20 protein-coding genes and 1 tRNA gene are annotated in these 24,006 nt (G+C 72.8%); 12 read left to right on the top strand and 9 right to left on the bottom strand.

What is annotated here, in order from left to right:
• Positions 1-91 precede the first annotated feature (91 nt).
• Positions 92-1,054 (top strand): LysR family transcriptional regulator, encoded by a 963-nt coding sequence (locus tag ACWDRR_RS11725; protein WP_449771999.1) that lies wholly within the window; start codon positions 92-94, stop codon positions 1,052-1,054.
• Between the two features lie 23 nt (positions 1,055-1,077).
• On the opposite strand, the gene mug is transcribed toward ACWDRR_RS11725, so the two are convergent.
• From mug to ACWDRR_RS11755, 6 genes are all read right to left on the bottom strand, one after another.
• Positions 1,078-1,617: a G/U mismatch-specific DNA glycosylase gene (gene mug, locus ACWDRR_RS11730; protein WP_449772060.1), complete on the bottom strand. Its 540-nt coding sequence runs from the start codon at positions 1,615-1,617 to the stop codon at positions 1,078-1,080.
• Positions 1,618-1,705: 88 nt separating this feature from the next.
• On the bottom strand, positions 1,706-2,710 hold the full coding sequence (locus ACWDRR_RS11735; protein WP_449772000.1) for a phosphatase PAP2 family protein: 1,005 nt from the start codon (positions 2,708-2,710) through the stop codon (positions 1,706-1,708).
• A gap of 111 nt (positions 2,711-2,821) precedes the next feature.
• Positions 2,822-3,940 (bottom strand): aminopeptidase P family protein, encoded by a 1,119-nt coding sequence (locus ACWDRR_RS11740; protein ID WP_449772001.1) that lies wholly within the window; start codon positions 3,938-3,940, stop codon positions 2,822-2,824.
• A gap of 109 nt (positions 3,941-4,049) precedes the next feature.
• Positions 4,050-5,402 carry a M20/M25/M40 family metallo-hydrolase gene (locus ACWDRR_RS11745; RefSeq protein WP_449772002.1) on the bottom strand — a complete coding sequence of 451 codons (1,353 nt, stop codon included), beginning with the start codon at positions 5,400-5,402 and terminating at the stop codon, positions 4,050-4,052.
• A 54-nt stretch (positions 5,403-5,456) separates the two neighbouring features.
• On the bottom strand, positions 5,457-5,894 hold the full coding sequence (locus ACWDRR_RS11750) for a hypothetical protein (protein WP_449772003.1): 438 nt from the start codon (positions 5,892-5,894) through the stop codon (positions 5,457-5,459).
• Complete coding sequence (locus tag ACWDRR_RS11755) at positions 5,891-7,423, bottom strand: APC family permease (protein WP_449772004.1); 1,533 nt, start codon at positions 7,421-7,423, stop codon at positions 5,891-5,893. Before ACWDRR_RS11755 ends, ACWDRR_RS11750 begins: the two co-directional genes overlap by 4 nt.
• Before the next feature lie 413 nt (positions 7,424-7,836).
• Here ACWDRR_RS11755 and ACWDRR_RS11760 point away from each other — a divergent pair, with 413 nt between their 5' ends.
• Together ACWDRR_RS11760 and ACWDRR_RS11765 are read left to right on the top strand one after the other, a co-directional pair.
• Complete coding sequence (locus tag ACWDRR_RS11760) at positions 7,837-8,337, top strand: hypothetical protein (protein ID WP_449772005.1); 501 nt, start codon at positions 7,837-7,839, stop codon at positions 8,335-8,337.
• 96 nt (positions 8,338-8,433) lie between these two features.
• A complete protein-coding gene (locus ACWDRR_RS11765; protein ID WP_449772006.1) occupies positions 8,434-9,024 on the top strand; it encodes a hypothetical protein in 591 nt (196 codons plus the stop codon).
• Positions 9,025-9,095: 71 nt separating this feature from the next.
• Here the strand turns inward: ACWDRR_RS11765 and ACWDRR_RS11770 are convergent, their stop codons facing one another.
• On the bottom strand, positions 9,096-9,584 hold the full coding sequence (locus ACWDRR_RS11770) for a YajQ family cyclic di-GMP-binding protein (RefSeq protein ID WP_449772007.1): 489 nt from the start codon (positions 9,582-9,584) through the stop codon (positions 9,096-9,098).
• A gap of 216 nt (positions 9,585-9,800) precedes the next feature.
• On the opposite strand from ACWDRR_RS11770, the gene ACWDRR_RS11775 reads away from it, so the two are divergent.
• Positions 9,801-9,882: transfer RNA gene (locus ACWDRR_RS11775), tRNA-Tyr, on the top strand.
• Positions 9,883-9,988: 106 nt separating this feature from the next.
• Here the strand turns inward: ACWDRR_RS11775 and ACWDRR_RS11780 are convergent.
• Both ACWDRR_RS11780 and ACWDRR_RS11785 read right to left on the bottom strand, forming a co-directional pair.
• A complete protein-coding gene (locus tag ACWDRR_RS11780) occupies positions 9,989-10,210 on the bottom strand; it encodes a hypothetical protein (protein WP_449772008.1) in 222 nt (73 codons plus the stop codon).
• 79 nt (positions 10,211-10,289) lie between these two features.
• Positions 10,290-10,982, bottom strand: a complete 693-nt coding sequence (locus tag ACWDRR_RS11785) for an HAD family hydrolase (protein WP_449772009.1) — start codon at positions 10,980-10,982, stop codon at positions 10,290-10,292.
• 362 nt (positions 10,983-11,344) lie between these two features.
• Here ACWDRR_RS11785 and ACWDRR_RS11790 point away from each other — a divergent pair, with 362 nt between their 5' ends.
• From ACWDRR_RS11790 to ACWDRR_RS11825, 8 genes are all read left to right on the top strand, one after another.
• Positions 11,345-13,177 carry an APC family permease gene (locus ACWDRR_RS11790; RefSeq protein ID WP_449772010.1) on the top strand — a complete coding sequence of 611 codons (1,833 nt, stop codon included), beginning with the start codon at positions 11,345-11,347 and terminating at the stop codon, positions 13,175-13,177.
• A 333-nt stretch (positions 13,178-13,510) separates the two neighbouring features.
• On the top strand, positions 13,511-15,505 hold the full coding sequence (locus ACWDRR_RS11795) for an APC family permease (protein WP_449772061.1): 1,995 nt from the start codon (positions 13,511-13,513) through the stop codon (positions 15,503-15,505).
• 549 nt (positions 15,506-16,054) lie between these two features.
• Entirely contained in the window at positions 16,055-16,144 is a 90-nt protein-coding gene (kdpF, locus tag ACWDRR_RS11800) for a K(+)-transporting ATPase subunit F (protein WP_097237446.1), read from the top strand.
• 1 nt (position 16,145) lies between these two features.
• A complete protein-coding gene (gene kdpA / locus ACWDRR_RS11805; protein ID WP_449772011.1) occupies positions 16,146-17,807 on the top strand; it encodes a potassium-transporting ATPase subunit KdpA in 1,662 nt (553 codons plus the stop codon).
• Positions 17,807-19,924 (top strand): potassium-transporting ATPase subunit KdpB, encoded by a 2,118-nt coding sequence (gene kdpB, locus ACWDRR_RS11810; protein WP_449772012.1) that lies wholly within the window; start codon positions 17,807-17,809, stop codon positions 19,922-19,924. The genes kdpA and kdpB overlap by 1 nt, the downstream gene beginning before the upstream one ends.
• 15 nt (positions 19,925-19,939) lie before the next feature.
• A complete protein-coding gene (kdpC, locus tag ACWDRR_RS11815) occupies positions 19,940-20,572 on the top strand; it encodes a potassium-transporting ATPase subunit KdpC (RefSeq protein WP_449772013.1) in 633 nt (210 codons plus the stop codon).
• Positions 20,573-20,685: 113 nt separating this feature from the next.
• Positions 20,686-23,220, top strand: coding sequence for an ATP-binding protein (locus tag ACWDRR_RS11820; protein WP_449772014.1), 2,535 nt, complete (start codon positions 20,686-20,688; stop codon positions 23,218-23,220).
• Positions 23,217-23,891, top strand: coding sequence for a response regulator (locus ACWDRR_RS11825; protein ID WP_449772015.1), 675 nt, complete (start codon positions 23,217-23,219; stop codon positions 23,889-23,891). The genes ACWDRR_RS11820 and ACWDRR_RS11825 overlap by 4 nt, the downstream gene beginning before the upstream one ends.
• Positions 23,892-24,006 lie beyond the last annotated feature (115 nt).

The following is a 24,006-nucleotide window of genomic DNA, read 5'->3' on the forward strand; positions in this document are numbered from 1 at the left end:
AGGGAGCGCGGTGGTGCGCCGGGCAGGGGTCCGCGTCGATGGAAGGGCCCGGTCCATGAGCGGGATCGATGGATGCCGGTAGATTCGGCCCATGAACGTCACCGCGCCGGGGCGCACCGGCCCTGCCCCCGCCGTCGAACGCGCCGCCACGCCCGATCTCGCCCCGCAGGAGCTGCGGATCCTGGTGGCCGTCGAGGAGGAGAAGGGCTTCACCGCCGCGGCCGTGCGCCTGGGCACGACCCAGTCCGCCGTCTCGCACGCGGTGCGGGTCTGCGAGCGGAAGCTCGGCGCGGTGCTCTTCGAGCGCGGCCGCCACGGCGCGCGCCCCACGGACGCCGGCGCGCGGGCCGTGGCCTACGCCCGGCGCATCCTGCGGCTGCTGGAGGCGATGGGCCCGGAGGTGCGCGGCGCCGGTACGCAGGACGCCGCCGCGGAGGTGACCGGACCGCTGCGGATCGCCGCCTTCCGCAGCGTCGCCGCCCATCTGCTGCCGCCGGTGCTGGCCCGGCTCACCGCCCGCCACCCCGGGCTGACCCCGCAGGTGCGGATCGTTCGCGAGATCGGCCGGGGCACGGCCGGCGAGGTCGCGGACGGCCGCGCCGACCTCGGGCTCGCCACCCTGGACGCCGGTGGGCCGCCGCCCGTCCCCGGGCTGGTCGCGGTCCGCCTGTTCGAGGAGACGTACGCGCTGGTGCACCCGCAGGGCCACCCGGCGCCGCACGGGCTGCCGCTGGTCGACTGGGACGAGAACTGCGGCTCCTACACCCGTCAGTGGTGGGACCGCCAGGACTGGATCCCGCCCGCGACCATCGACGTCGAGGACGACACCGTCGCCGTCTCGCTGGTCTCCCAGGGGCTCGGCATGGCGATCATGCCCCGGACCGCCCTGCTCGGTGCGCCGCCCGGCCTCGCCGTCACCGACCTCGGCCCGCGCCCGCCCAGCCGGTACGTCGGGTACGTCACCACGCCCGAGCTGGCGGGCACCGCGGCCGTCCGGGCGATGATCCGCGAACTGCGGGCGCTGGCCCTGCCGGAGGGGCTGGCGGCGGTGTAGGCGGCCGGGTCGTCAGCGGCCGGCTACTCCAGCGCCTCCCGCAGCCGCCGGAACTCCTGCGCCAGCGCGTCCGGCGTGTAGTGGGCGTTGAGCCCGCTCGGGTTGGGCAGCACCCAGACCTCGGTCTCCCCGAGGCCCTGCGGCTGCCGGCCGACCGCCGCCGTCCGCCGCCCGAAGGCCGTCCGGTAGGCGCCGATGCCGAGCACGGCCAGGGCCCGCGGGCGCAGCGACCGGACGCGCTCGGCGAGCGCCGCGCCGCCCTCGCGCAGTTCCTCGGCGGTGAGCTCGTCCGCCTTGGCGGTGGTGCGCGGGGCGACGTTGGTGATGCCCAGGCCGAGGTCGAGCAGTTCGCGCTGCTCGTCCGGGCGGAACAGGCGCGGGGTGAACCCGGAGCGGTGCAGGGCGGGCCAGAACCGGTTGCCCGGCCGGGCGAAGTGGTGGCCGGTGGCGCCGGACCAGAGGCCGGGGTTGATGCCGCAGAACAGCACCCGCAGCCCGGGGGCGACGATGTCCGCGATGGTGCTGTCGCGGGCGGCGAGCAGCTGGTCCTGGGTGGGCCTCATGGGCGTCTCGGTCACCCGCCCAGTCTGCCGGTGGCGGCCGCCGACCCGGTGCGGGGGTGGCGGGCCGTCGTCCGGCGGCCCGGGCCGGCTACCCCGGCGCGGCGGCCGCCAGCAGCCTGGTCCGGCGCCGCTCGCGCAGCCACTGCACGCCGTAGACCACCAGCGCCGCGTACGCCCAGCCCGCGAAGACGTCGACGATGAAGTGCTCCGCCCCGTAGACCAGGGTGAACGCCATCGCGAGCGGGTACGCGACCAGCAGCACGCGCAGCCACCGGGCGGCCGTCGGCCAGAAGAAGAACAGCAGCATCGCCGGGTAGGCGGAGTGCAGCGAGGGCATCGCGGCGACGTCGTTGGCGAACCGGCTGCCGTTCTCGAAGACCGACCCGGCCCGCGGCAGCCCGCTCTGGGTCAGCACGTCCGACACCACCCGGGTGAGCGCCGGCATGTGACCCTCCTGCGCGGTGAGCCACGGCGGGTCGGCCGGGAAGAGGATGTACGTCGCGAACCCGGCGAAGGTCAGCGCGAGGTAGCAGGTGAGCAGGTGCCGGAACCGGTCGTGGCGGCGCCGCCAGAGCACGGCCAGCACCACGAAGATCATGAAGAAGTGCGACATGTAGACGGCGACCGCCGCGTAGTCGTACCAGTGCGGCGACCCGGGGGTGTAGAGCCCGTACTGCAGCCGGACCGTCAGGGTCTCACCGAAGCCGAGCAGTTCGTCCGCCCGCAGCTGCGGCCGCCAGTGCGGGGCCCACGGGGTGTGGGCGCCGTACCCGCGCAGCAGCGAGTACGCCCAGACGACGGCCATCACCGGCACCCAGTCCCGCAGCACCAGCAGGAAGCCGCGCGGTCCGTGGCCGCTGTGCACCGCGGCGGCCAGCAGGGCACCGATCAGCCAGCAGAAGACCACGTCGTTGGAGTACGGCAGGCCGTACGTGCGCACGTACCAGAGCAGGGCGACGAGGTAGAGCGGCCACGCCAGCAGCCGCAGCCGGGCCAGTGCGCTGGCGGGCGCACCGGGCAGCGGCCGGGTCACCGGACGCAGCCGCCCGGCGCTCGCGGGTGGGGGCGGCGCCGGGCGGAGCAGTTTGGTCATGCCAGCCGAAGCTAGCAAGGCATTCTTTGAGAACTCTTCACGCGAACGGCCTGTCGTCCAGCAAAGACTCAGAAAGACACCGGACAGCGCAGCGGCCCGCTCCGGCCGCGGTCAGGCGACGGTGCCCAGCTCGTGGGGCGTGTTGTTGAACCGCCGGCCGCCCTGCTCGGTCACCGTCACGATGTCCTCGATCCGCACCCCGAACCGGCCGGGCAGGTAGACGCCGGGCTCGATCGAGAAGCACATCCCGGGGACGAGCGGCTGCTCCTCGCCCTCGACCAGGTACGGCGGCTCGTGCGTGGTGATGCCGATGCCGTGCCCGGTGCGGTGGATGAAGTACTCGCCGTACCCGGCCTCGGTGATCACCCGGCGGGCGATCCGGTCGATCTCCTGGCAGGTCACCCCGGGCCGGACGGCCTCGAACGCGGTCTGCTGCGCCTGCCGGACGACGTCGTGCACCTTCTGCACCTCGGCCGGGACGTCGGTGCCGACGTGCACGGTCCGGGTGGTGTCGGAACCGTAGCCGTCCTTGAGGCCGCCGAAGTCCAGCACGACGGTGTCCCCGGCGCGGATCACCCGGTCGCCCGCCTCGTGGTGCGGGTTGGCGCCGTTGGGGCCGGAGCCGACGACGGTGAAGTCGACCTGGCTGTGCCCGTACTGGATGAGCAGGGCGCTGAGGTCGGCGGCCACGTCGGTCTCCCGCCGGCCGGCGAACCGCACCTCCAGGATGCCCCGGTAGGCGGCGTCCGCGGCGCCGCCGGCCGCGGCCAGGCGCTCCAGCTCGTCGGTGTCCTTGACCGCCCGGAGCATCGGCAGCGCCTCGGTGAGCGAGGTCCAGCCGGCGCCCGGCAGGGCGGCCTGGAGGCCGAGCAGGTGCATGGCCCAGGCGTTGTCCGAGACGCCGTAGCGGCCGGCCGGGTCGAGCAGCGGGACGGCGGTGGCGTACGGGCTCTCGCCGTCGGTCCAGTCGAGCAGCCGCAGGCCGGGGGCGCCGGTGGCCCGTTCGGCGTCCGGGCGCTCCAACTTGGGGACGATCAGGGCGGGTTCGTTCCCGTCGGTGAGGAGCAGCGCGGTCAGCCGTTCGGTGATCGCGGTCGGCTGGTAGCCGCAGAGGTAGACCAGGTCGGGGCCGGGGGCGACGACCAGGCCGCTGAGTCCGGCGGCGGCCGCGGCGGCGGTGGCCCGGGCCATCCGGGCGGTGTAGTCCTCGGTGGTGAACGGTCGTGGCATGAGGGTTCCTCTCTGCGTCTGTCCCGTACCGGCGTCGGTCCCGGACCGGCGGCCGTCCGGATCGGGCCGGCCGCCGGGCGCGGGCTGCTGTCGCGTGCTCCGAACTCCATCACGTCCGGACGGAGTCGGCGTAGTGCCGGAGGAACAACGCCTCGACATTGGCCATGTGTTCGATCTCGCCGGGATCGACGCTCTCGTTGGGTGCGTGGATCAGGCAGCGCGGCTCCTCGACGCCCATCAGGATGATCTCCGCCTCCGGGTAGGTGCGGGCGAACACGTTGCAGAGCGGGATCGAACCGCCTTGGCCGAGGAAGGAGATCGGCTTGCCGTAGACCTCCTGCACGGCCTTGTCGAGCGCCGAGTACGCCGGCCCGCCGGTGGAGGCGCGGAACGGCGAGCCGACGCTCTCCGGCTCGACCCCGACCTGCGCGCCCCACGGCACGGCGGCCTCCAGGTGCGCGGTGAGCGCGTCCTGGGCGGCCTGCGCGTCGGTGCCGGGCGGCACCCGCAGGCTGACCCGGGCGCGGGCGGTGGCCGGGACGGCGGCGGCCGAGCCGACCACCGGGGGGCAGTCGATGCCGAGCACGGTGACGGCGGGCCTGGCCCAGAGCCGGTCGGCGACGGTGCCCGAACCGGTCAGCCGCACGCCCTCCCGGACCCCGGCGTCGGTCCGGAACTGCTGCTCGTCGTAGCCGACGCCGCTCCAGGTGCCGGTGCAGTCCAGCCCGTCGATCCGGGTGCCGCCGTCGGCGTCGCGCAGCGAGTCGAGGGCGCGGATCAGCGCGGCCAGGGCGTCCGGGGCGGGGCCGCCGAACATGCCGGAGTGCATGTCGCCGGCGAGGGTCGAGACGGTGACCACCACGTTGGTGACCCCGCGCAGGGAGGTGGTGGCGGTGGGCACGCCGACGGCGGCGTTCCCGGTGTCGCAGACCAGCAGCGCGTCGGCGTGCAACTCGCCGGCGTGCGGGGGCACGTACGCCTCCAGGCCGCCGGTGCCCTGCTCCTCCGAACCCTCGGCGACGAACTTGATGCCGACCGGGAGGTCGTCGCCGAGCGCCCGCAGCGCGGTGAGGTGCATGACGATGTTGCCCTTGCAGTCGGCGGTGCCGCGCCCGTACCAGCGGCCGTCGCGCTCGGTGAGCTCGAACGGCGGGGAGGTCCAGGCCGCGTCGTCGAGCGGCGGCTGGACGTCGTAGTGGCAGTAGAGCAGGACGGTCGGAGCGCCGGGCGGGGGCGGGCGGTGGCCGATCACGGCGTGGCTGCCGTCCGGCGTCTCCTCCAGGTGGACGTCGCGCAGCCCGGCGCCGGTGAAGGCGGCGGCGACCCACTCGGCGGCCTCGCGGCACTTCTCCGGCGGGTACTGGCGGGGGTCCGCGACGGACGGGATGGCGACCAGCTCGGCCAGGTCGGCCTTGGCCCGGGGCATCAGGTCGGCGATCCGGCGGGCGAGTTCGTCGGTCATGGGTACGACTCCTGAGCGATCGGTCGTGGGGTCGGGGCAATGTCTGAGGGAGTGTCAGTTCCGTACGGTGTCGCGGAGCTTGAGGTCGTCGATCTTCTCCTTGATGTCGGCGAGCTTGTCCGGGCAGTACACCGAGAGCACGATCGACTCCGCGAACACCACCTCGCGGTCGGAGAGCACCGGACGCTGCCCGGGCCCGCCCGCGCCGTTGGACATGCCGTACTTCCACTGCGCCTGGGTCAGCGCGTTCGCCGGGTTCTCGCAGACGGCGCCGCCGTCCTCGCCCAGGGTGTGCACGATCTGGCTCTGGCTGGGCACCGGGTAACCGGCCGCCCCCAGTGCCGAGGAGAGCTGCTTGGCCTTGTCGTTGGCCTGGTTGGTGCTGTGCAGCTGCTCGTACGTCAGCAGGCCGGTGATCACCATCCCGACCAGCAGGACGATCGCGCCCACGTAGATCCAGCGGTGGCGGGAGGCCATCATCGTGCCGCTCATGCCGCACCTCCGGTGGCGTCGCGCCGCTCCTGGGCCTCCTGCGCGGCCAGTTCGGCCTGGGCCTCGGGGGAGCGCCAGGAGGGCTCGCGCAGCCGCAGGAACAGGTACGGGATCACCAGGCCGAGCAGCACCAGGCCGCCGGCGACGATCGCGACGTACGACCAGACGCTGCCGCTGCCGAACTGCGAGGACGGCACGAACCCGATCGCCATCGCCGCCGCCGAGGCCAGGAAACCGGTCACGCAGACCAGGACCAGCGCCGGGGCGCGGTAGCCGCGGGGGTGGTCCGGCTGGGTGCGGCGCAGCCGGATCGCCGCGAGGAACATCAGCAGGTAGACGATCAGGTACACCTGCGTGGTGATCACGGAGAAGATCCAGTAGGCGCTGGAGACGTTCGGGATGAGCGCGTACGCCAGCGCGATGACCGTGGTGACCACACCCTGGGTGACCAGCAGGTTCTGCTGGATGCCCTCCTTGTTCAGCCGCTGCAGGAACGGCGGCAGGTAGCCCTCCTGGCGGGAGATCATCAGCAGGCCCTTGGAGGGCCCGGCCAGCCAGGTCAGCATGCCGCCGAGGGCGGCGGCGACCAGCGCCACCGCGATCACCGGGGTGAGCCAGCCGATGTGGAAGTACTGGAAGAAGGCGTCGAAGGCCTGCATCACGCCGGCCGTCAGGCTCAGCTCGCTGGACGGCACCACCCAGCTGATCGCCAGTGCGGGCAGGATGAAGATCAGCAGGACCATCCCGGAGGCGGTGAACATCGACCGCGGGAACTCGCGGGCCGGGTCGCGGAGCGAGGAGACGTGCACCGCGTTCATCTCCATGCCGGAGTAGCTGAGAAAGTTGTTGACGATCAGCACCAGGCTGGCCAGGCCGGTCCACTGCGGGAAGATGTGCGCGGCGTTCATCGGGGCGGCCGAGGAGTTGCCCTGGCCGAGGAAGACCATGCCGAGCACCACCAGCAGCGTGCCGGGGATCAGGGTGCCGATCACCAGGCCCCAGGAGGAGAGGCCGGCCACGGCCTTCGTCCCGCGCGAGGAGACCCAGACGCCGGTCCAGTACAGCACCATGATCACCACGGCGGTGTACGGGCCGTTGCTGGCCAGCGAGGGGTTGACCACGTACGCGATGGTCGAGGCCACGTACGCGAGCAGGGACGGGTAGTAGAAGATCGTCATCGCGAACTGGCACCAGACGGCGAGGAAGCCGAGCGGCTTCGACAGGCCCTCCGACACCCAGCGGTAGACGCCGCCCTCCCAGCCGGAGGCCAGCTCGGCGGAGACCAGCGCGGTCGGCAGCAGGAAGACGATCGCGGGGACGAGGTAGAGGAAGACGCAGGCCAGGCCGTACACCGCCATGGTCGGGGCGGCCCGGAGGCTGGCCACCGAGCTGGTCGTCATCAGCGCCAGGGTCAGCCAGGACATCCGCGGTGCGCTGGCCATCCGGGCGGCCACCGCGCCGCCGCTCTTCCGGGGGGTGGTCGGGCCCGGGCTGCCCCGGCCGGGCGACGGTGCCTCCATCGAACTCATGCGTCCTCCTCGGGTGCGGCCCCGGGTGCGTTCGCTCCGGGAGATCCCCGGAGGCGGGCCGTACCCGGCCAGTTCACCCGGTTGCCGGGGGTGTCGCATGCGGCGTGCACCCGCACGGGTGATCGACTGTCAGGACCGCGTGCCGGAGGTTTGGCCAGGTGCCGGCCGGGGACCGCCGCCGGCCGGGGTTTGCTGCGGGGCCTGCTGCGGGGCCTGCTGCGGAGCCTGCTGTGGGGCCTCCTCCGGGGCCGCTCGCGCCCGCTTCCGGGGTGGGCCGCGCCCGGCCCCGGGGCCGCTCGTGCCCGTTCCCGGGGCGACCCGCGCCCGGAGCGGTGCCGTCCGGGTCGTACCCGTCCGGGTACGGAATGGTAAATGCCGGGCGGAGTGTCAGTGCCGTGGTTCAGGATGACTGAATGTCGTACGAACTTCAGGCGCTGATCGGTTCGGCGGAGCTGCTCGCGGTGGCCGCCGCCGAGGTCCCGGCCGCCCATCTCAGTCCGCTGTCCCAGGGGTTGGCCCTGATACCGGCCACCCCCGCCTTCCTGTCCGCGCTCCAGTTCGGCCGCGGTGAGCCGGGGTTCGGCGGCGAGTCCGGCTTCGACTGGTTCCCGGACGGTCTCGAACGCCGGCTCGCCGCCTGGTCCAAGGCCGGCCCGATCGCCTGCGTCGAGGCCGACTACTTCGGCGGCAGCGGCACCCAGCGCGCCGCCGTCTGGGCCGACGGCCGGCTCGACCTGGGGCCGCTCGTCAGCGGCGAGTTCGAGCCCAGTCCGCCCGAGGGCAGCCCGATCTCCCGCGCCCTGCGGCGCATCGGCGCCCGCGTCGTGGACGCCCGCCACCACGACGAGTTCGAGGCGGTCGGCCTGGCCGCCCACCGCAGCACCGGGCACTGGGCCGCCCCCGGCGGGGCGTGAACCGTTCGGCGTAGGCGCGGTGGCCGGGTCAACTGGCGTGCCCCAACGTGTGAATCAGGCATTTCGCCTGATTCGCATCGAGAGGAAGCAACACCCATGCGTGCCACCTGGATGGCCGCCGCGCTGACCGCAGCCATCGTGCTGACCCCGGTCGCCACGGCGTCCGCCACCCCCGCCGGCCATGAAGGCCCGGCTCCCCGAACGTCCCCCTTCGCCGTCACCGTCCCGGCCCTGCCGGGCTTCCCGGTGGCCGTCGCCGTCCCGGCCGTCCCCGCGCGTCCGGCCGATGCGCCGCTGCCCGTGACGGTGCCTCCGGCCAGTGCGCCGGTGCCCGGCCTCCCCGCCGCGCCCGCCGCCCCGGACCTCTCCGCCGTCCCCGACCCGGGCGCGGTGCTCGGGACGGTCGGCGACCTCGTCGGCACGGTCACCGGGCTGATCCCGTCCCTGCTCTCCTCCCTCCCGGACCTCGGCATCCAGCAGCTGCTCGCCTCGCTGCAGGCCGTCCTCCAGGGCCTGCTCGGCCAGCTGCCGACGCCGCCGGTGACCGTCCCGGACCCGCCGAGCGTCCCCGGCGCCACCGCGCCGGCCCTGTCGGAGCAGCTCGCCACGCTCAAGGCGCAGGGGCAGTCCCTCACGGACGCCGCGGCCCGCCTGGCCGCCCTCCACCCCCACCCCGCCGCCGGCTGACCCCCCGGCCAACGGGCGAGGCCCCGGTCCCGAACCCGGGACCGGGGCCTCGCCGCGCACGCCCCGCGGGGTCAGCGGTAGTTCACGTACTGGATCGCGAAGTCGAGGTCCTTGCCCTTGAGCAGTGCCTGGACGGTCTGCAGGTCGTCACGGCTCTTCGAGCTCACGCGGAGCTCGTCACCCTGGACCTGGGCCTTCACGCCCTTCGGGCCCTCGTCACGGATGATCTTCGCGACCTTCTTGGCATCGTCCTGGGAGATGCCCTCCTTCACGTCCGCGAAGATCTTGTACTCCTTGCCGGACAGCTGCGGGTCCTTGGCGTCCAGCGCCTTCAGCGACAGGCCACGCTTGATGAACTTGCTCTGCAGCACGTCCAGAATGGCCTTCACCCGCTCCTCGCCGCTGGCCTTCATCTCGATCGTTTCGCCGGAGCGGCTGATCTCGGCGCCGACGTTCTTGAAGTCGAAGCGGGTGGCGATCTCACGCGAGGTCTGGTTGATCGCGTTGTCGACCTCCTGCCACTCGACCTTCGAGACGATGTCGAAACTGGAGTCGGCCATGGGTGTTGGTCTCCTTGATGCTCTGGCTTCACTGACACGGACCGTCCCACCGGACGCCCGCCACCCCAGCCTATCCAGCACCACCCCGCCACCGCCCCCGACAGCCACGCCAGGTCCCTTGATCATCACGTGACCAACCGGGTGGCGAACCACCCCCCGGCATCGGGTATTGTTTACGGAGTCGAACGGGGCAAGCCCCCGCGAGACACCAATCCTGGCTGGTTGCCCGAGCGGCCAAAGGGAGCAGACTGTAAATCTGCCGGCATAGCCTACGTAGGTTCGAACCCTACACCAGCCACTGGATTACCAGACCGGCCCTGAGCAGCGGAAACGCCGCTCAGGGCCGGTTCTGTTGTATCCGGACGAGTGCGCGGGGGCCCGCCCGGCGGGGTGGTGCCGGGGTGTCAGAAGAGTGTGGGTGCCGGAGGGTCGGGGACGACTCCGGGGAGGGCGTCCTGCCAGGCGGTGGCCTGGGAGAGCGGGAGGGGACGCATGCTCGCCTCGCAGAGGACCAGGGAGCGGCGGTCCCTCTTGTGGTCGTGGATGACGCCGTAGCCGGACCGGCGCGTGGGCATCAGGGCGACCGGTCGGCCGCAGGCGGGGCACTGGACTCGGGGTGCGCGCATGGGGACAGCCTGCCCGAGGGGGCCGACATCGGCGGACGGGCGGGAGCGGCCCGGTTCACCGGCTCACTGGCTCACCGGCTCACTGGCCCGTGAGGAGGAGGGTGGTGGCGGTGGGGGTGTCGGGGGCGGTGTGGGTGGGGGTGGGGTGGGACGCGGGCAGGCGCGGGGGCGGGGCGGGGGTGATCCAGATGGAGCGGATGCCGGCGGCGTGGGCGCCCTGGACGTCGGTGGCGGGGTTGTTGCCGACCATCCAGGCGTCGGGGGTGAGGGTGCGGCCGAGGCGGGCGGCGGCCAGTCGGAAGATCTCGGGGGCGGGCTTGCGGACGCCGGCCTCCTGGGAGACGCAGACGGTGTCGACGGCGGGGAGCAGGCCGGTCCGGGCGAGTTTGGCGCGCTGGATGTCGGTGCAGCCGTTGGTGACGACGCCGATGGTCCAGCCGGCTTCGCGCAGGGCGGCGAGGGCGGCGGGGACGCCGGGGATCAGGTGGGTGCGGGCGGCCTCGCGGGCGACGTGCTCCTCCCAGAGGCTCCCGCCGGACTGCGGGAGGCCGTAGCGGGCGGCGATCCGGGCGAAGCCGGCGGGGGAGCGGTCGGCGCGGAAGAGCGTGAAGACGACGGGGGCGGCGTCGAGGGGGAGGCCGTGGGCGGTGCAGAAGCCCGGGGTCCAGGCGTCCGCGCCGCCGTCGCGTTCGACCAGGGTGTGGTCGAGGTCGATGAGGAGGAGGGGGCCGGAGCCGGCGTGGCGGTCCCGATGCGGAGAGTGGTTGATCATGAGCGGACAGTAGCGCAACAGGCGGGTCGGCATTATTGCGCATTACTTGCAATTGCCCGGAGCAAGCAGCAGAGTGTTCTCCGAGGGGTGGGGCGGGCCGTTCAGCCTCCCCGCCGAGAAGTCCCGGACGTGCTCAGGTGCGCCGGGGGTCCTCCGTCCGAGCTGATCGTCTTCCCAACCGGCGCCCGCCGGGACATCGGCCCACCCACCCCGCCCACTCTCCCCGCCACTTCGCGCGCGAGGGGCGTCAACGAGGCGTCAAGGACGCCCGGCGGCCCGTCAGGAACGCGTAGGGGAAGGGCGGCGAGCAGCCCGGGGGCCCGCAGGATCGGAGCAGTACCCGACTGCGGAGGTCTTGTCCGATGTCCAGCGCCACCACCCCGGTTGTCACCGCCGAGCCCGAGCCCCCGGATACCGGCGCGGCCCCGGCGGACCGCCACCGGCTGACCGCCCTGGGCGGGCTCGCGGCACTGTCGTTGGACGCGATGGCGTCGGTGGCGTACGGGCCGGAGTCGATCGTGCTGGTGCTGGCGGCGGCCGGGGCGTACGGCCTGGGCTTCACGCTCCCGGTGACGGCGGCGATCGCGGTCCTGCTGGCCGTGCTGGTGGCCTCCTACCGGCAGGTGATCGCGGCGTTCCCGGACGGCGGCGGCGCGTACGCGGTGGCCAAGGCGCACCTGGGGCGGCGGACCGCGCTGACGGCGGCGGCCTCCCTGGTCATCGACTACGTGCTGAACGTCGCGGTGTCGGTGACGGCCGGGGTGGCGGCGCTGACCTCGGCGGTGCCGGGCCTGTACGACGACCGGGTCTGGCTCTGCCTGGGCGTGCTCGCCCTGGTGACGGCGGTGAACCTGCGGGGGATCGCGGAGTCGGCACGCTGGTTCCTGGCGCCGACGGCGGTGTTCGTGCTGTCGATCCTGGCGATCATCGTGGTCGGCCTGTTCCGGGCGGCGCCGGCGAGCACCGAGGCCGCCGCCGGGCACGCGTCCGTGCTGGCCGGCAACGCCACCGCGGTGGGCGCGCTGCTGCTGCTCAAGGCCTTCGCGGCCGGCTGCTCGGCGCTGACCGGCGTGGAGGCGGTGGCGAACGCTGTCCCGTCGTTCCGCGCGCCGGGCGTGAAGCGCGCGCAGCGTACGGAGGTCGCGCTCGGCGCGCTGCTGGGCGTGATGCTGATCGGACTGGCCGTGCTGATCGGCCGCTTCCACCTCCAGCCGGTCGAGGGCGTCACCGTCCTCGCCCAGCTCGCCGACGCCTCGCTGGGCCACGGCGCCGGCTTCTACCTGGTGCAGTTCTCCACCGTCGTCCTGCTCGGGCTGGCCGCCAACACCTCCTTCGGCGGGCTGCCCGTCCTGCTCCACCTGCTCGCCCGCGACAACCACCTGCCGCACGTCTTCGCCCTGCGCGCCGACCGCCAGGTCCACCGCCACGGCGTGCTCTTCCTGGCCGCCGTCTCGGCGGTGCTGCTGGTCGGCTCGGGCGGCGACGTCAACAGCCTGGTCCCGCTGTTCGCGATCGGGGTGTTCGTCGGCTTCACCGTCTGCCAGGTCGGCATGGTCCGCCACTGGTCCCTGGAGAAGCCGGCGCGCTGGCGGGCGAAGGCCGCCCTCAACGGCTTCGGCGCGCTGCTCACCGGGGTGGCCGCGGTCGTCGTCACCGGCACCAAGTTCACCGAGGGCGCCTGGGGCATCTGCCTGGCCCTGCCGCTGCTGGTGCTGCTCTTCGAGGCGATCCACCGCGGCTACGCCCGGATCGGCGAGCGCCTGGAGCTCGGGCGCGTCCCCGGCCCGCTCACCCCGCAGCGGAGCCTGGTCGTCGTGCCGGTGACCGCGATCACCCGCCTCACCCGCGACGCCCTCTCCACCGCCCTCTCGCTCGGCGACGAGGTCATGGCCGTCACCGTGGTGCACGAACCCGCCGAGGCCGAGGCGCTGCGCCGGGACTGGGAGCTCTGGCGCCCGGGGGTGCCGCTGGTGGAGATCCCGGAGGACCACCGCCGGCTCGGTCCGCCGATCGCCGCCTTCGTCAACCGGCTCGCCACCGAGCACGCCTACGACCGCCTCACCGTGCTGATCCCCGAGGTCGAGCCGGTCCGGCCCTGGCAGCGGGCGCTGCAGAACCGGCGCGGCGCCGTCATCGACCGGGCCCTGCGCCGCCACACCGACGCGGTGGTCTGCCGGCTGCGGATGCGGATGTAGGGGGGCGGAGGGGGTGGCGGGAGGGGCCCGGACGAGGCGGGGTCGGACGTCGCGCACCCGGTGGATTCGTCGGCTATGTCGTGAATGCCCTATCCGATCGTCATATCTTGACGATGTCTTAACGGGCCCTCTCAACGCCTCCCAAACGCCCCCCGTTCGCCCGGCACGCCCCGCACATAGCGGCTTCCACCTGCGGGAACACCCCTCCCAAAGGGCGTGTCGGGCGCTCGCGGCACTCCGTCCGGGCCCATTGCCGGCCCGTTCCCGGCCCTTACGCTCGCCCATGTGTTCAACGTGCCCCAGGCGCTCAAGCGCCTAGTGATCGGCAGAGCCATGCGCAGCGAGGAGCTGGGCGAGACGCTGCTCCCCAAGCGCCTCGCGCTGCCGATCTTCGCTTCCGACCCGCTCTCCTCGGTCGCCTACGCGACCCAGGAGATCCTGCTGGTGCTCACCGTCGGTGGCACCGCCTTCCTGTACCTGACCCCGTGGGTCGCGGCCGGCGTGGTCGCCCTGATGGCGGTCGTGGTGATGTCGTACCGCCAGGTCGTGCACGCCTACCCGAGCGGCGGCGGCTCGTACGAGGTGGTGTCCCGCAACCTCGGCGCCAACTCGGGGCTGGTGGTGGCGGCTTCGCTGCTGGTCGACTACGTGATGACGGTCGCGGTGTCGGTGGCCTCGGGCGTCGACAACATCATCTCGGCGCTGCCCTCGCTGGCCGACCACCGGGTCGAGCTGGCGGTCGCCTTCGTCGTGCTGCTCGCGGCGATGAACCTGCGCGGGGTGCGGGAGTCCGGCAAGGCCTTCGCCGCGCCGACGTACCTGTTCATCGGCGGCATGCTGCTGATGGTGGTCACCGGCCTGATCAAGGCGGCCTTCGGGGACACCCCGGTCGCGGCCAGCGCCTCGTACGGGGTCCTGCCGGTGGACGGCAAGGACACCCTCGCCGGGCTCGGGCTGCTGATGCTGGGGCTGCGGGCGTTCGCCTCCGGCTGCACGGCGCTGACCGGCGTGGAGGCGATCTCCAACGGCGTACCGGCCTTCCGGGCCCCCAAGTCCAAGAACGCCGCCGCCACGATGGCCGTGATGGGCACCACCGCCGTGGTCATGTTCGTCGGCATCACCGCGCTGGCCCTGATGTCCAAGGTCCACATCACCGACGACGCCTGCGCGCTGACCGGCTTCCCCGGGGACTGCCACACCGCGCCGCAGCAGACCGTGATCGCCCAGCTGGCGGCCGCGATCTTCGGCGGCGACCAGAGCCTCCTCTTCTACTTCATCCAGGCCGTCACCGCGCTGGTGCTGATCCTGGCGGCCAACACCGCCTTCAACGGCTTCCCGCTGCTGGCCTCGATCCTGGCCGAGCACCGCTACCTGCCCCGGCAGATGCACACCCGCGGCGACCGCCTGGCCTTCTCCAACGGCATCATCGCGCTCGCGGTGGTGGCCGGCGGGCTGCTCTGGCTGTACGACGCGGACGTCACCAGCCTGATCCACCTCTACATCCTGGGCGTCTTCACCTCCTTCACGCTCTCCCAGATCGGCATGGTGAAGCACTGGAACCGCGTGCTGCGCACCGAGGCCGACCCGGCCGTGCGCGGCTCGGCCCAGCGGTCGCGGGTGATCAACGCCTTCGGCGCGGTCACCACGGCGCTGGTGCTGGTCATCGTGCTGCTCACCAAGTTCACCCAGGGCGCCTGGCTGGCCGTGGTCGCGGCGGTCGTGCTCTGGGTGATGATGCGGGGCATCCGCCGGCACTACGACAGCGTCGCCGAGGAGCTGGCGGTGGACGACCCGCACGCGGACTCGGTGCGGCCCTCCAAGGTGCACGGGATCGTGCTGGTCTCCAAGCTGCACAAGCCCACGCTGCGGGCGCTCGGCTACGCGCAGGCGTTCCGGCCGGACTCGCTGGAGGCGCTGACCGTGGCGGTGGAGCAGGAGGCCACCGACGAGCTGGAGCGGCAGTGGCGGGACCTGGACGTCCAGGTGCCGCTGAAGGTGCTGGACTCGCCGTACCGGGAGATCACCAGGCCGGTGGTGGGGTACGTGCGCGAGTACCGCCGGACCAGCCCCCGGGACGCGGTGGCCGTGTTCATCCCCGAGTACGTGGTCGGGCACTGGTGGGAGCACCTGCTGCACAACCAGTCGGCGCTCTGGCTGAAGAGCCGGCTGCTGTTCACCTCGGGGGTGATGGTGATCAGCGTGCCGTGGCAGCTCACCTCCTCCAGCAAGGCCTACCACCCGTCCCGCCGGGCCCCCGGCGCGGTCCGCCGCGGCGAGCCGGCGACGCGGTCGGAGTACGAGAAGCTGCCGGCGCCCGAGAACGCCTGAGGCTTCGCCCGCGAGAGCCCCGGACCGCACGGTCCGGGGCTCTCGGCATGCCCGGCGGGCGGGCCCCGGAGCCGCCCTCGAAGCCGTTCCGGAGCCGGTCCCGGAGCGGTGCCGGAGCCGTTCCCACGCCGGTTCCGAAGCCGTTCCGGAGCCCGTGCCGAAGCGGTCCCGGGGCGCTCCCGAAGCGGGCCCGCGGCGCGCCCGCCCGCCACGGCGCCGAGCCGCCGTATGGAGCCCGTCAACAATCGAACGGGCGCCGTATGGAGGCCGTCAAGAACGGCGGTAACGGTCCGTAGGGGCGGTTGGCTGTCCTAGCCGGCCCGCCGCCGGCGCCGCGTCGACCGCCCCCAGGGCCTGGCCGCGGCCACCTCCGAACCACTGTGGTGGAGCCCATGTCCGATCTCATCTACGTCGGTGTCACGGTCGCCGTGTTCGCCGTCATCGCCCTGATCGCGCGAGGGGTGGAGAAGCTGTGAGCGAGCGCAGCGAACGAACCGTCAGTGGCGGCGCGCGGCGCGAAGCGCCCGCCGAGCGGAGCGAGGTGGACGCATGAGCGCCGAGAACATCGCAGGTCTCATCGTCGCCGTCGCCCTCGTCGGCTACCTCGTCGTCGCGCTGATCTACCCGGAGAAGTTCTGACATGAGCTCCACTCTCGCGGGCTGGCTGCAGGTCATCGCCCTGGTGGGCGCCCTGGCCCTGTGCTACCGGCCGCTGGGCGACCACATCGCCCGCATCCTGACCACGTCCAAGCACCTCAGAGCCGAACGCGGCCTCTACAAGGTCATCGGGGTGGACGGCGACGCCGACCAGCGCTGGCCGGTCTACCTGCGCTCGGTGCTGGCCTTCTCGGCCGTCTCCGTGCTCTTCCTCTACGGCCTGATCCGGCTCCAGGGCCACCTGCTGCTGAGCCTCGGGGTCCCCCAGATGTCGGGGCACCAGGCGTGGAACACCGCGATCTCGTTCGTCGCCAACACCAACTGGCAGTCCTACAGCGGCGAGTCCGCGATGGGCCACCTGGCGCAGATGGCCGGCCTGGCGGTGCAGAACTTCGTCTCCGCCGCCGTCGGCATCGCCATCGTGGCGGCCCTGATCCGGGGCTTCACCCGCAACCGGACGGACCGGGTGGGCAACTTCTGGGTCGACCTGACCCGGATCACCCTGCGGCTGCTGCTGCCGGTCTCGATCGTGTTCGCCCTGGTGCTGGTGGCGAACGGCGTGGTGCAGAACTTCCACGGCTTCCACGAGGTGGCCACCCTGGCGGGCGACCCGCAGGCGGTCCCGGGCGGTCCGGTGGCCTCGCAGGAGGTCATCAAGCTGCTGGGCACCAACGGCGGCGGCTTCTACAACGCCAACTCGGCGCACCCGTTCGAGAACCCCACCGGGTTCACCAACCTGCTGCAGGTCTTCCTGATCCTGCTGATCCCGTTCGCGCTGCCGCGCGCCTTCGGGAAGATGGTGGGCGACAACCGCCAGGGCTACGCGATCGTCGCGGTGATGGGCCTGTTCTGGGTGGCCTCGGTCGCGCTGATCACCTTCTTCGAGTCGCAGCACTCCGGTTCGGCGATGCAGGCGGCCGGCGGCGCGATGGAGGGCAAGGAGCAGCGGTTCGGCATCGCGGCCTCCGGCCTGTTCGCGGCCTCGACGACGCTGACGTCGACGGGCGCGGTGAACTCCTTCCACGACTCGTACTCGCCGTTCGGCGGCGGGTTGACGATGTTCAACATGATGCTGGGGGAGATCGCTCCCGGCGGCACCGGTTCGGGCCTGTACGGGATGCTGATCCTGGCGGTCGTCGCGGTCTTCGTGGCCGGTCTGATGGTCGGCCGCACGCCGGAGTACCTGGGCAAGAAGCTCGGCGGGCGCGAGATGAAGTTCGCCTCGCTGTACATCCTGACCACGCCGACGCTGGTGCTGGTCGGTACGGGTGTCGCGATGGCGCTGCCCGGCGAGCGGGCCGGGATGCTCAACTCCGGTGCGCACGGCTTCTCGGAGGTGCTGTACGCGTTCACCTCGGGCGCGAACAACAACGGTTCGGCGTTCGCGGGGATCACCGTGAACACCGACTGGTACGACACCGCGATCGGCCTGGCCATGGTGTTCGGCCGGTTCCTGCCGATGGTCTTCGTCCTGGCGCTGGCCGGCTCGCTCGCGCAGCAGCAGCCCGTCCCCGCCACCCCGGGCACCCTGCCCACCCACAAGCCGCTGTTCGTGGGCCTGCTGTCGGGCGTCGTCCTGATCGTCGTCGGCCTCACCTACTTCCCGGCCCTGGCTCTCGGGCCGATCGCGGAAGGTCTCTCCTGATGTCGTCCACCCTTACCGACAAGCCGGCCACGCAGCCGGAGGCGCCCGCCGCGGCGCCGCACAGAGTCTCCGGCGGTCTGCTGGACCCGAAGCTGATCCTCTCCTCGCTGCCCGACGCGGTGAAGAAGCTCGACCCCCGGGTGATGGTCAAGAACCCGGTGATGTTCGTGGTCGAGGTCGGCTCGGTGGTCACCACCGTTGCCGCGATCGGCGACCCGTCGGTGTTCGCCTGGTCGATCACGGTCTGGCTCTGGCTGACCACGATCTTCGCCAACCTGGCCGAGGCGGTGGCCGAGGGCCGCGGGAAGGCGCAGGCGGACACCCTGCGCAAGACCAAGACCGACACGATGGCCCGCCGCCTCACCGACTGGCCGAGGAGCCGGGCGGAGGAGGAGGTCTCCGGCACCGCGCTCCGGCTGGGCGACCACGTGGTGGTCGAGGCCGGGCAGATCATCCCCGGCGACGGCGACGTCGTCGAGGGCGTCGCCTCGGTGGACGAGTCGGCGATCACGGGCGAGTCCGCGCCGGTGATCCGCGAGTCGGGCGGTGACCGCAGCGCGGTGACCGGTGGCACCAAGGTGCTCTCCGACCGGATCGTGGTGAAGATCGCCTCGGAGCCCGGCAAGTCCTTCATCGACCGGATGATCGCCCTGGTCGAGGGCGCGGCCCGGCAGAAGACGCCGAACGAGATCGCGCTCAACATCCTGCTGGCCTCGCTGACGATCGTCTTCCTGATCGCGGTCGTCACCCTCCAGCCGATGGCCACCTACGCGGGTGCGCCGCAGTCGATGATCGTGCTGGTCGCCCTGATCGTGGCGCTCATCCCGACCACCATCGGCGCGCTGCTCTCGGCGATCGGCATCGCGGGCATGGACCGGCTGGTCCAGCGCAACGTGCTGGCGATGTCCGGCCGGGCCGTCGAGGCGGCGGGCGACGTCAACACCCTGCTGCTCGACAAGACCGGCACCATCACCCTCGGCAACCGCCAGGCCGCCGAGTTCCTCTCCGCCACGGGCGTCACCACCGAGGAGCTCGCGGACGCCGCCCAGCTCTCCTCCCTCGCGGACGAGACCCCCGAGGGCCGCTCCATCGTCGTCCTCGCCAAGACCGGGTACGGTCTGCGGGCGCGCGCCCAGGGCGAGTTGACGCACGCCACCTGGGTGCCGTTCACCGCGCAGACCCGGATGTCCGGCGTCGACCTGGACGAGGCCGAAGGCGTCCACCAGGTCCGCAAGGGCGCGGCCGCCGCCGTCACCACCTGGGTCACCGACAACGGCGGCACGGTCACCGACGAGGTCTCCACCCTGGTCGACGGCATCTCCGCCGCCGGTGGCACCCCGCTGGTGGTGGCGACGAGGACGGCCTCCGCCCCGGCCAAGGTCCTGGGCGTCATCCACCTCAAGGACGTGGTCAAGGAGGGCATGCGGGAGCGGTTCGACGAGCTGCGCCGGATGGGCATCAAGACCATCATGATCACGGGCGACAACCCGCTGACCGCCAGGGCGATCGCGGAGGAGGCGGGCGTGGACGACTTCCTCGCCGAGGCCACCCCCGAGGACAAGATGGCCCTGATCAAGAAGGAGCAGGCCGGCGGCAAGCTGGTCGCGATGACCGGCGACGGCACCAACGACGCCCCCGCCCTCGCCCAGGCCGACGTCGGTGTCGCGATGAACACCGGGACCATGGCGGCCAAGGAGGCCGGCAACATGGTCGACCTGGACTCCAACCCCACCAAGCTGATCGAGATCGTCGAGATCGGCAAGCAGCTCCTGATCACCCGCGGCGCGCTGACCACCTTCTCGATCGCCAACGACGTCGCGAAGTACTTCGCGATCATCCCGGCGATGTTCGCCAGCGTCTACCCGGGCCTGGACAGGCTCAACATCATGGGCCTGCACAGCCCGCAGTCCGCGATCACCTCGGCGATCGTGTTCAACGCCCTGGTCATCGTCGGCCTGATCCCGCTCGCCCTGCGCGGCGTCACGTACCGTCCCTCCGACGCCAGTTCGCTGCTGCGTCGCAACCTCGGGCTGTACGGCTTCGGCGGGCTGGTGGTCCCCTTCGTCGGGATCAAGCTGATCGACCTCGTCGTCCAGTTCATCCCCGGCCTGAGCTGAGAGAGGAGAACCCAGATGTCCAAGCCCCTGCCCACCACCGTGCGCACGCACTTCACCGCACTGCGGATGCTGCTGGTGATGACGGTGATCCTCGGTCTCGCCTACCCGCTGCTGATCACCGGCATCGGCCAGGTCGCCTTCAGCGACAAGGCCAACGGCTCGATCGTGAAGGCCGACGGCAAGGAGGTCGGCTCCAGCCTGCTGGGCCAGAACTACGACCTGCCGAAGAAGAACCCGGACGACGCCGAGGAGGCCGCCGTCCCGGACCCGCGGTGGTTCCAGCCCCGGCCCTCCGCGGGGAGTTACGACCCGCGGAGCTCCGGCGCCTCCAACCAGGGCCCCAACAGCGAGGACCTGGGCGCGGCCGTCGAGGAGCGGCGCAAGGCCGTCGCCGCGTTCGACGGCGTCGACCCGGCGAGCGTGCCGGTGGACGCCGTCACCGCCTCCGGCTCCGGCCTCGACCCGCACATCTCGGTCGCCTACGCCAAGGAGCAGGTCGACCGGGTCGCCAGGGCCCGCGGCAACGTCTCGGCCGAGACCTTGAACGGGCTCGTCGAGAAGTACACCGAGAGCCGCTCACTCGGCTTCCTCGGCGACGAGGGCGTCAACGTCGTCCTCCTCAACACCGCGCTGGCGCAGCAGAAGTGACGGCCGATCGGCTGGATCCGTGAGACAGGCCGACCCGGGCCGGGGCACCACCCCGCGCCCGGGTCGGCCGCCGTACGTCCCGACTCTCGTACGAAGACGAAAGAGCAGCGCCCATGGCCCGCGACCTCACCCCCGGCACCGGCCCCCGCCGCGGCCGGCTGAGGGTGTACCTCGGTTCCGCCCCCGGTGTCGGCAAGACCTACCGGATGCTGGACGAGGCCCAGCGCAGACGGGCCCGTGGCGCGGACGTCGTGGTCGGCTACATCGAGTGCCACGGGCGCAGGTTCACCGAAGGCCTGGTGGACGGGCTCGAAGTGCTGCCCAGGGTGTCCCGCTCCTACCGGGACGCCGAGTTCGAGGAGATGGACCTCGACGCGGTGCTGCGGCGCAGGCCCGCGGTGGTCCTGGTGGACGAGCTGGCGCACACCAACATCCCCGGCGGCCGGCACGCCAAGCGCTGGCAGGACGTCGAGGAGCTGCTCGACGCCGGGATCGACGTCGTCACCACCGTCAACGTCCAGCACCTGGAATCGCTGAACGACGTCGTCCAGAAGATCACCGGCATCCCCCAGCGCGAGACCGTCCCGGACGAGGTGGTCCGCCGGGCCGACCAGATCGAACTCGTCGACATGGCCCCCCAGGCGCTGCGCCGCCGGATGGCCCACGGCAACGTCTACAGGGCGGAGAAGGTGGACGCCGCGCTCTCGAACTACTTCCGGGTCGGCAACCTGACGGCCCTGCGCGAGCTCGCCCTGCTCTGGGTGGCCGGGCGGGTCGACGAGGGGCTGCGCGACTACCGGGCCAGCCACAACATCGACCGCGTCTGGGAGACCCGCGAGCGGGTGGTGGTCGCCCTCACCGGCGGCCCGGAGGGCGAGACGCTGATCCGCCGCGCCGCCCGGATCTCCGACCGCACGGCCGGCGGCGACCTGCTCGCGGTGCACGTCACCCGCAGCGACGGCCTGGCCGGCGCCTCCTCCGGCGCGCTCGCCCAGCAGCGGCAGCTGGTGGAGGCGCTGGGCGGCAGCTACCACGTGGTGGTCGGCGACGACATCCCCACCGCGCTGCTGGCCTTCGCGCGCGCCCACGACGCCACCCAGCTCGTCCTGGGCACCAGCCGGCGCGGCCGGATCACCCGGCTCCTCACCGGCCCGGGCATCGGCGAGACCACCGTGGACGCCTCCGAGGACATCGACGTCCACATGGTCACCCACGAGTTCACCGGCCGCGGCCGGCTGCCCTCGCTCGGCCGCCGCCACTCCAGGCGCCGCACCGTCGCCGGCTTCCTCGCCGGCTTCGTCCTGCCCTGGCTGCTGACGGCCGCCCTCTCGCAGGCCCACGACACCGTCAACCTCACCACCGACGCGCTGATCTTCCAGCTCGGCGTGGTCGTCGTCGCCCTGCTCGGCGGCGCGACCTCGGCCCTGCTGGCCTCCCTCGTCGCCTCGCTGCTGCTGAACTACTTCTTCATCCCGCCCGTCCACACCCTGACCATCGGCGAGACCAACAACATCGTCGCCCTGGTGGTGTTCGCCGCCGTCGCCCTCACCGTCTCCACCGTGGTCGACCACGCGGGCCGGCTCACCACCCGGGCCGCCCGGGCCACCGCCGAGGCCGAGACCCTGTCCACCCTCGCCGGCAGCGTGCTGCGCGGCGCCGACGCCCTGCCCGCCCTGCTGGAGAAGTCCCGGACGGCCTTCGGCATGGACTCCGTCGCCCTGCTGGAACGCACCGGCGGCACGGTGCTGGCCCGCTGCGACGGCGAGGGCGAACCCGCCGGACCGGGGGAGACCACCGAGATCCCGGTCGGCGCCGACGCCCTGCTGGCGCTCACCGGCCGCCGGCTGCCCGCCGCCGACCAGCGCGTCCTCACCGCCTTCGCCGCCCACGTCGCCGCCGCCCTGGAGCGCGACCGGCTCGCCGTGGTCGCCGCCGAGGTCGAACCGATCAGGGCCGCCGACCGGATGCGCACCGCCCTGCTCGCCGCCGTCAGCCACGACCTGCGCACCCCGCTGGCCGCCGCCCTCGCCTCGATCGGCTCGCTGCGCAGCCCCGACGTCGAGTTCTCCGCCGAGGACCAGGCCGAACTCCTGGCCACCGCCGACGAGTCCCTGGTCAAGCTCACCCGGCTGGTGGACAACCTGCTCGACATGAGCCGCCTCCAGGCCGGGGCCCTCACCCTCCACCTCGCCGAGACCCACCTCGACGAGATCCTGCCCCGGGCCCTGGACACCCTCCCCGACCCGTACGCGCCGGTGCAGCCGCTCGACCTCGACACGGTGCCGGCCGTCCTGGTGGACCCGCCGCTGCTGGAACGCGTGCTGGCCAACGTCATCGCCAACGCCCTGCGGCACAACGCCCCCGGCGCCCCCGTCCTGGTCACCGCCAGCCACCTCCGCGACCAGGTGGAGGTCCGCGTCATCGACCGCGGCCCCGGCATCGCCCCCGAGGACCGCGACCGCGTCTTCCTGCCCTTCCAGCGCCTCGGCGACACCGACAACACCACCGGCGTCGGCCTCGGGCTCGCGCTCTCCCGCGGCCTCGCCGAGGCCATGGGCGGCAGCCTGGAGGTCGAGGACACCCCCGGCGGCGGCACCACCATGCTGCTCACCCTGCCCGCCGTCCACCCGGGAGGAGCGCCCGCATGAGCGAGATCCTGATCGTCGACGACGAACCGGCGCTGCTGCGCACCCTGCGGATCAATCTGAGCGCCCGCCGGTACGCCGTCCGGACGGCCGCCAGCGGCGGCGAGGCGCTGGACCGGGCCGCCCGCACCTCGCCCGACGCCGTCCTGCTCGACCTGGGCCTGCCCGACCTGGACGGCATGGACGTCATCCGGGGCCTGCGCAGCCGCAGCGCCGTGCCGATCATCGTGCTCTCGGGCCGCACCGACGCCGCCGACAAGGTGGGCGCCCTCGACGCCGGCGCCGACGACTACCTCACCAAGCCCTTCCTGATGGAGGAGCTGCTGGCCCGGCTGCGCGCCGTGCTGCGCCGCCCGCCGGGCGGCCCCGCCCCGGCCGCGCCGGTGATCGGCGAGCACACCGTGGACATCACCGCCACCACCGTCACCGGCCCGGGCGGCCCGGTCCGGCTCACCCCCACCGAGTGGCGCATCCTCACGCTGCTGCTCGCCAACCCCGGCCGGCTGGTGCCCGGGCGGCAGATCCTGCGCGAGGTCTGGGGCCCGGCGCAGGAGGAGCGCGGCAACTACCTGCGGGTCTACCTGGCGGGGCTGCGCCGCAAGCTGGAACGCGATCCGGCCCGGCCGCGCCATCTGATCACCGAACCCGGTATCGGCTACCGGTACGAGCCCTGACGACCGGTCGGGCGGCGGCCGGCGTCAACGAGCCGTCAAGGGCGGGCCGCCGGGCGACAGGAGGGCGTCAAGGCAGGCCGGGCGGTGCCGTTCGGGGGCGTAGCGTCAGCGGTGG

This window comes from Kitasatospora sp. NPDC003701 (genome assembly GCF_053587085.1).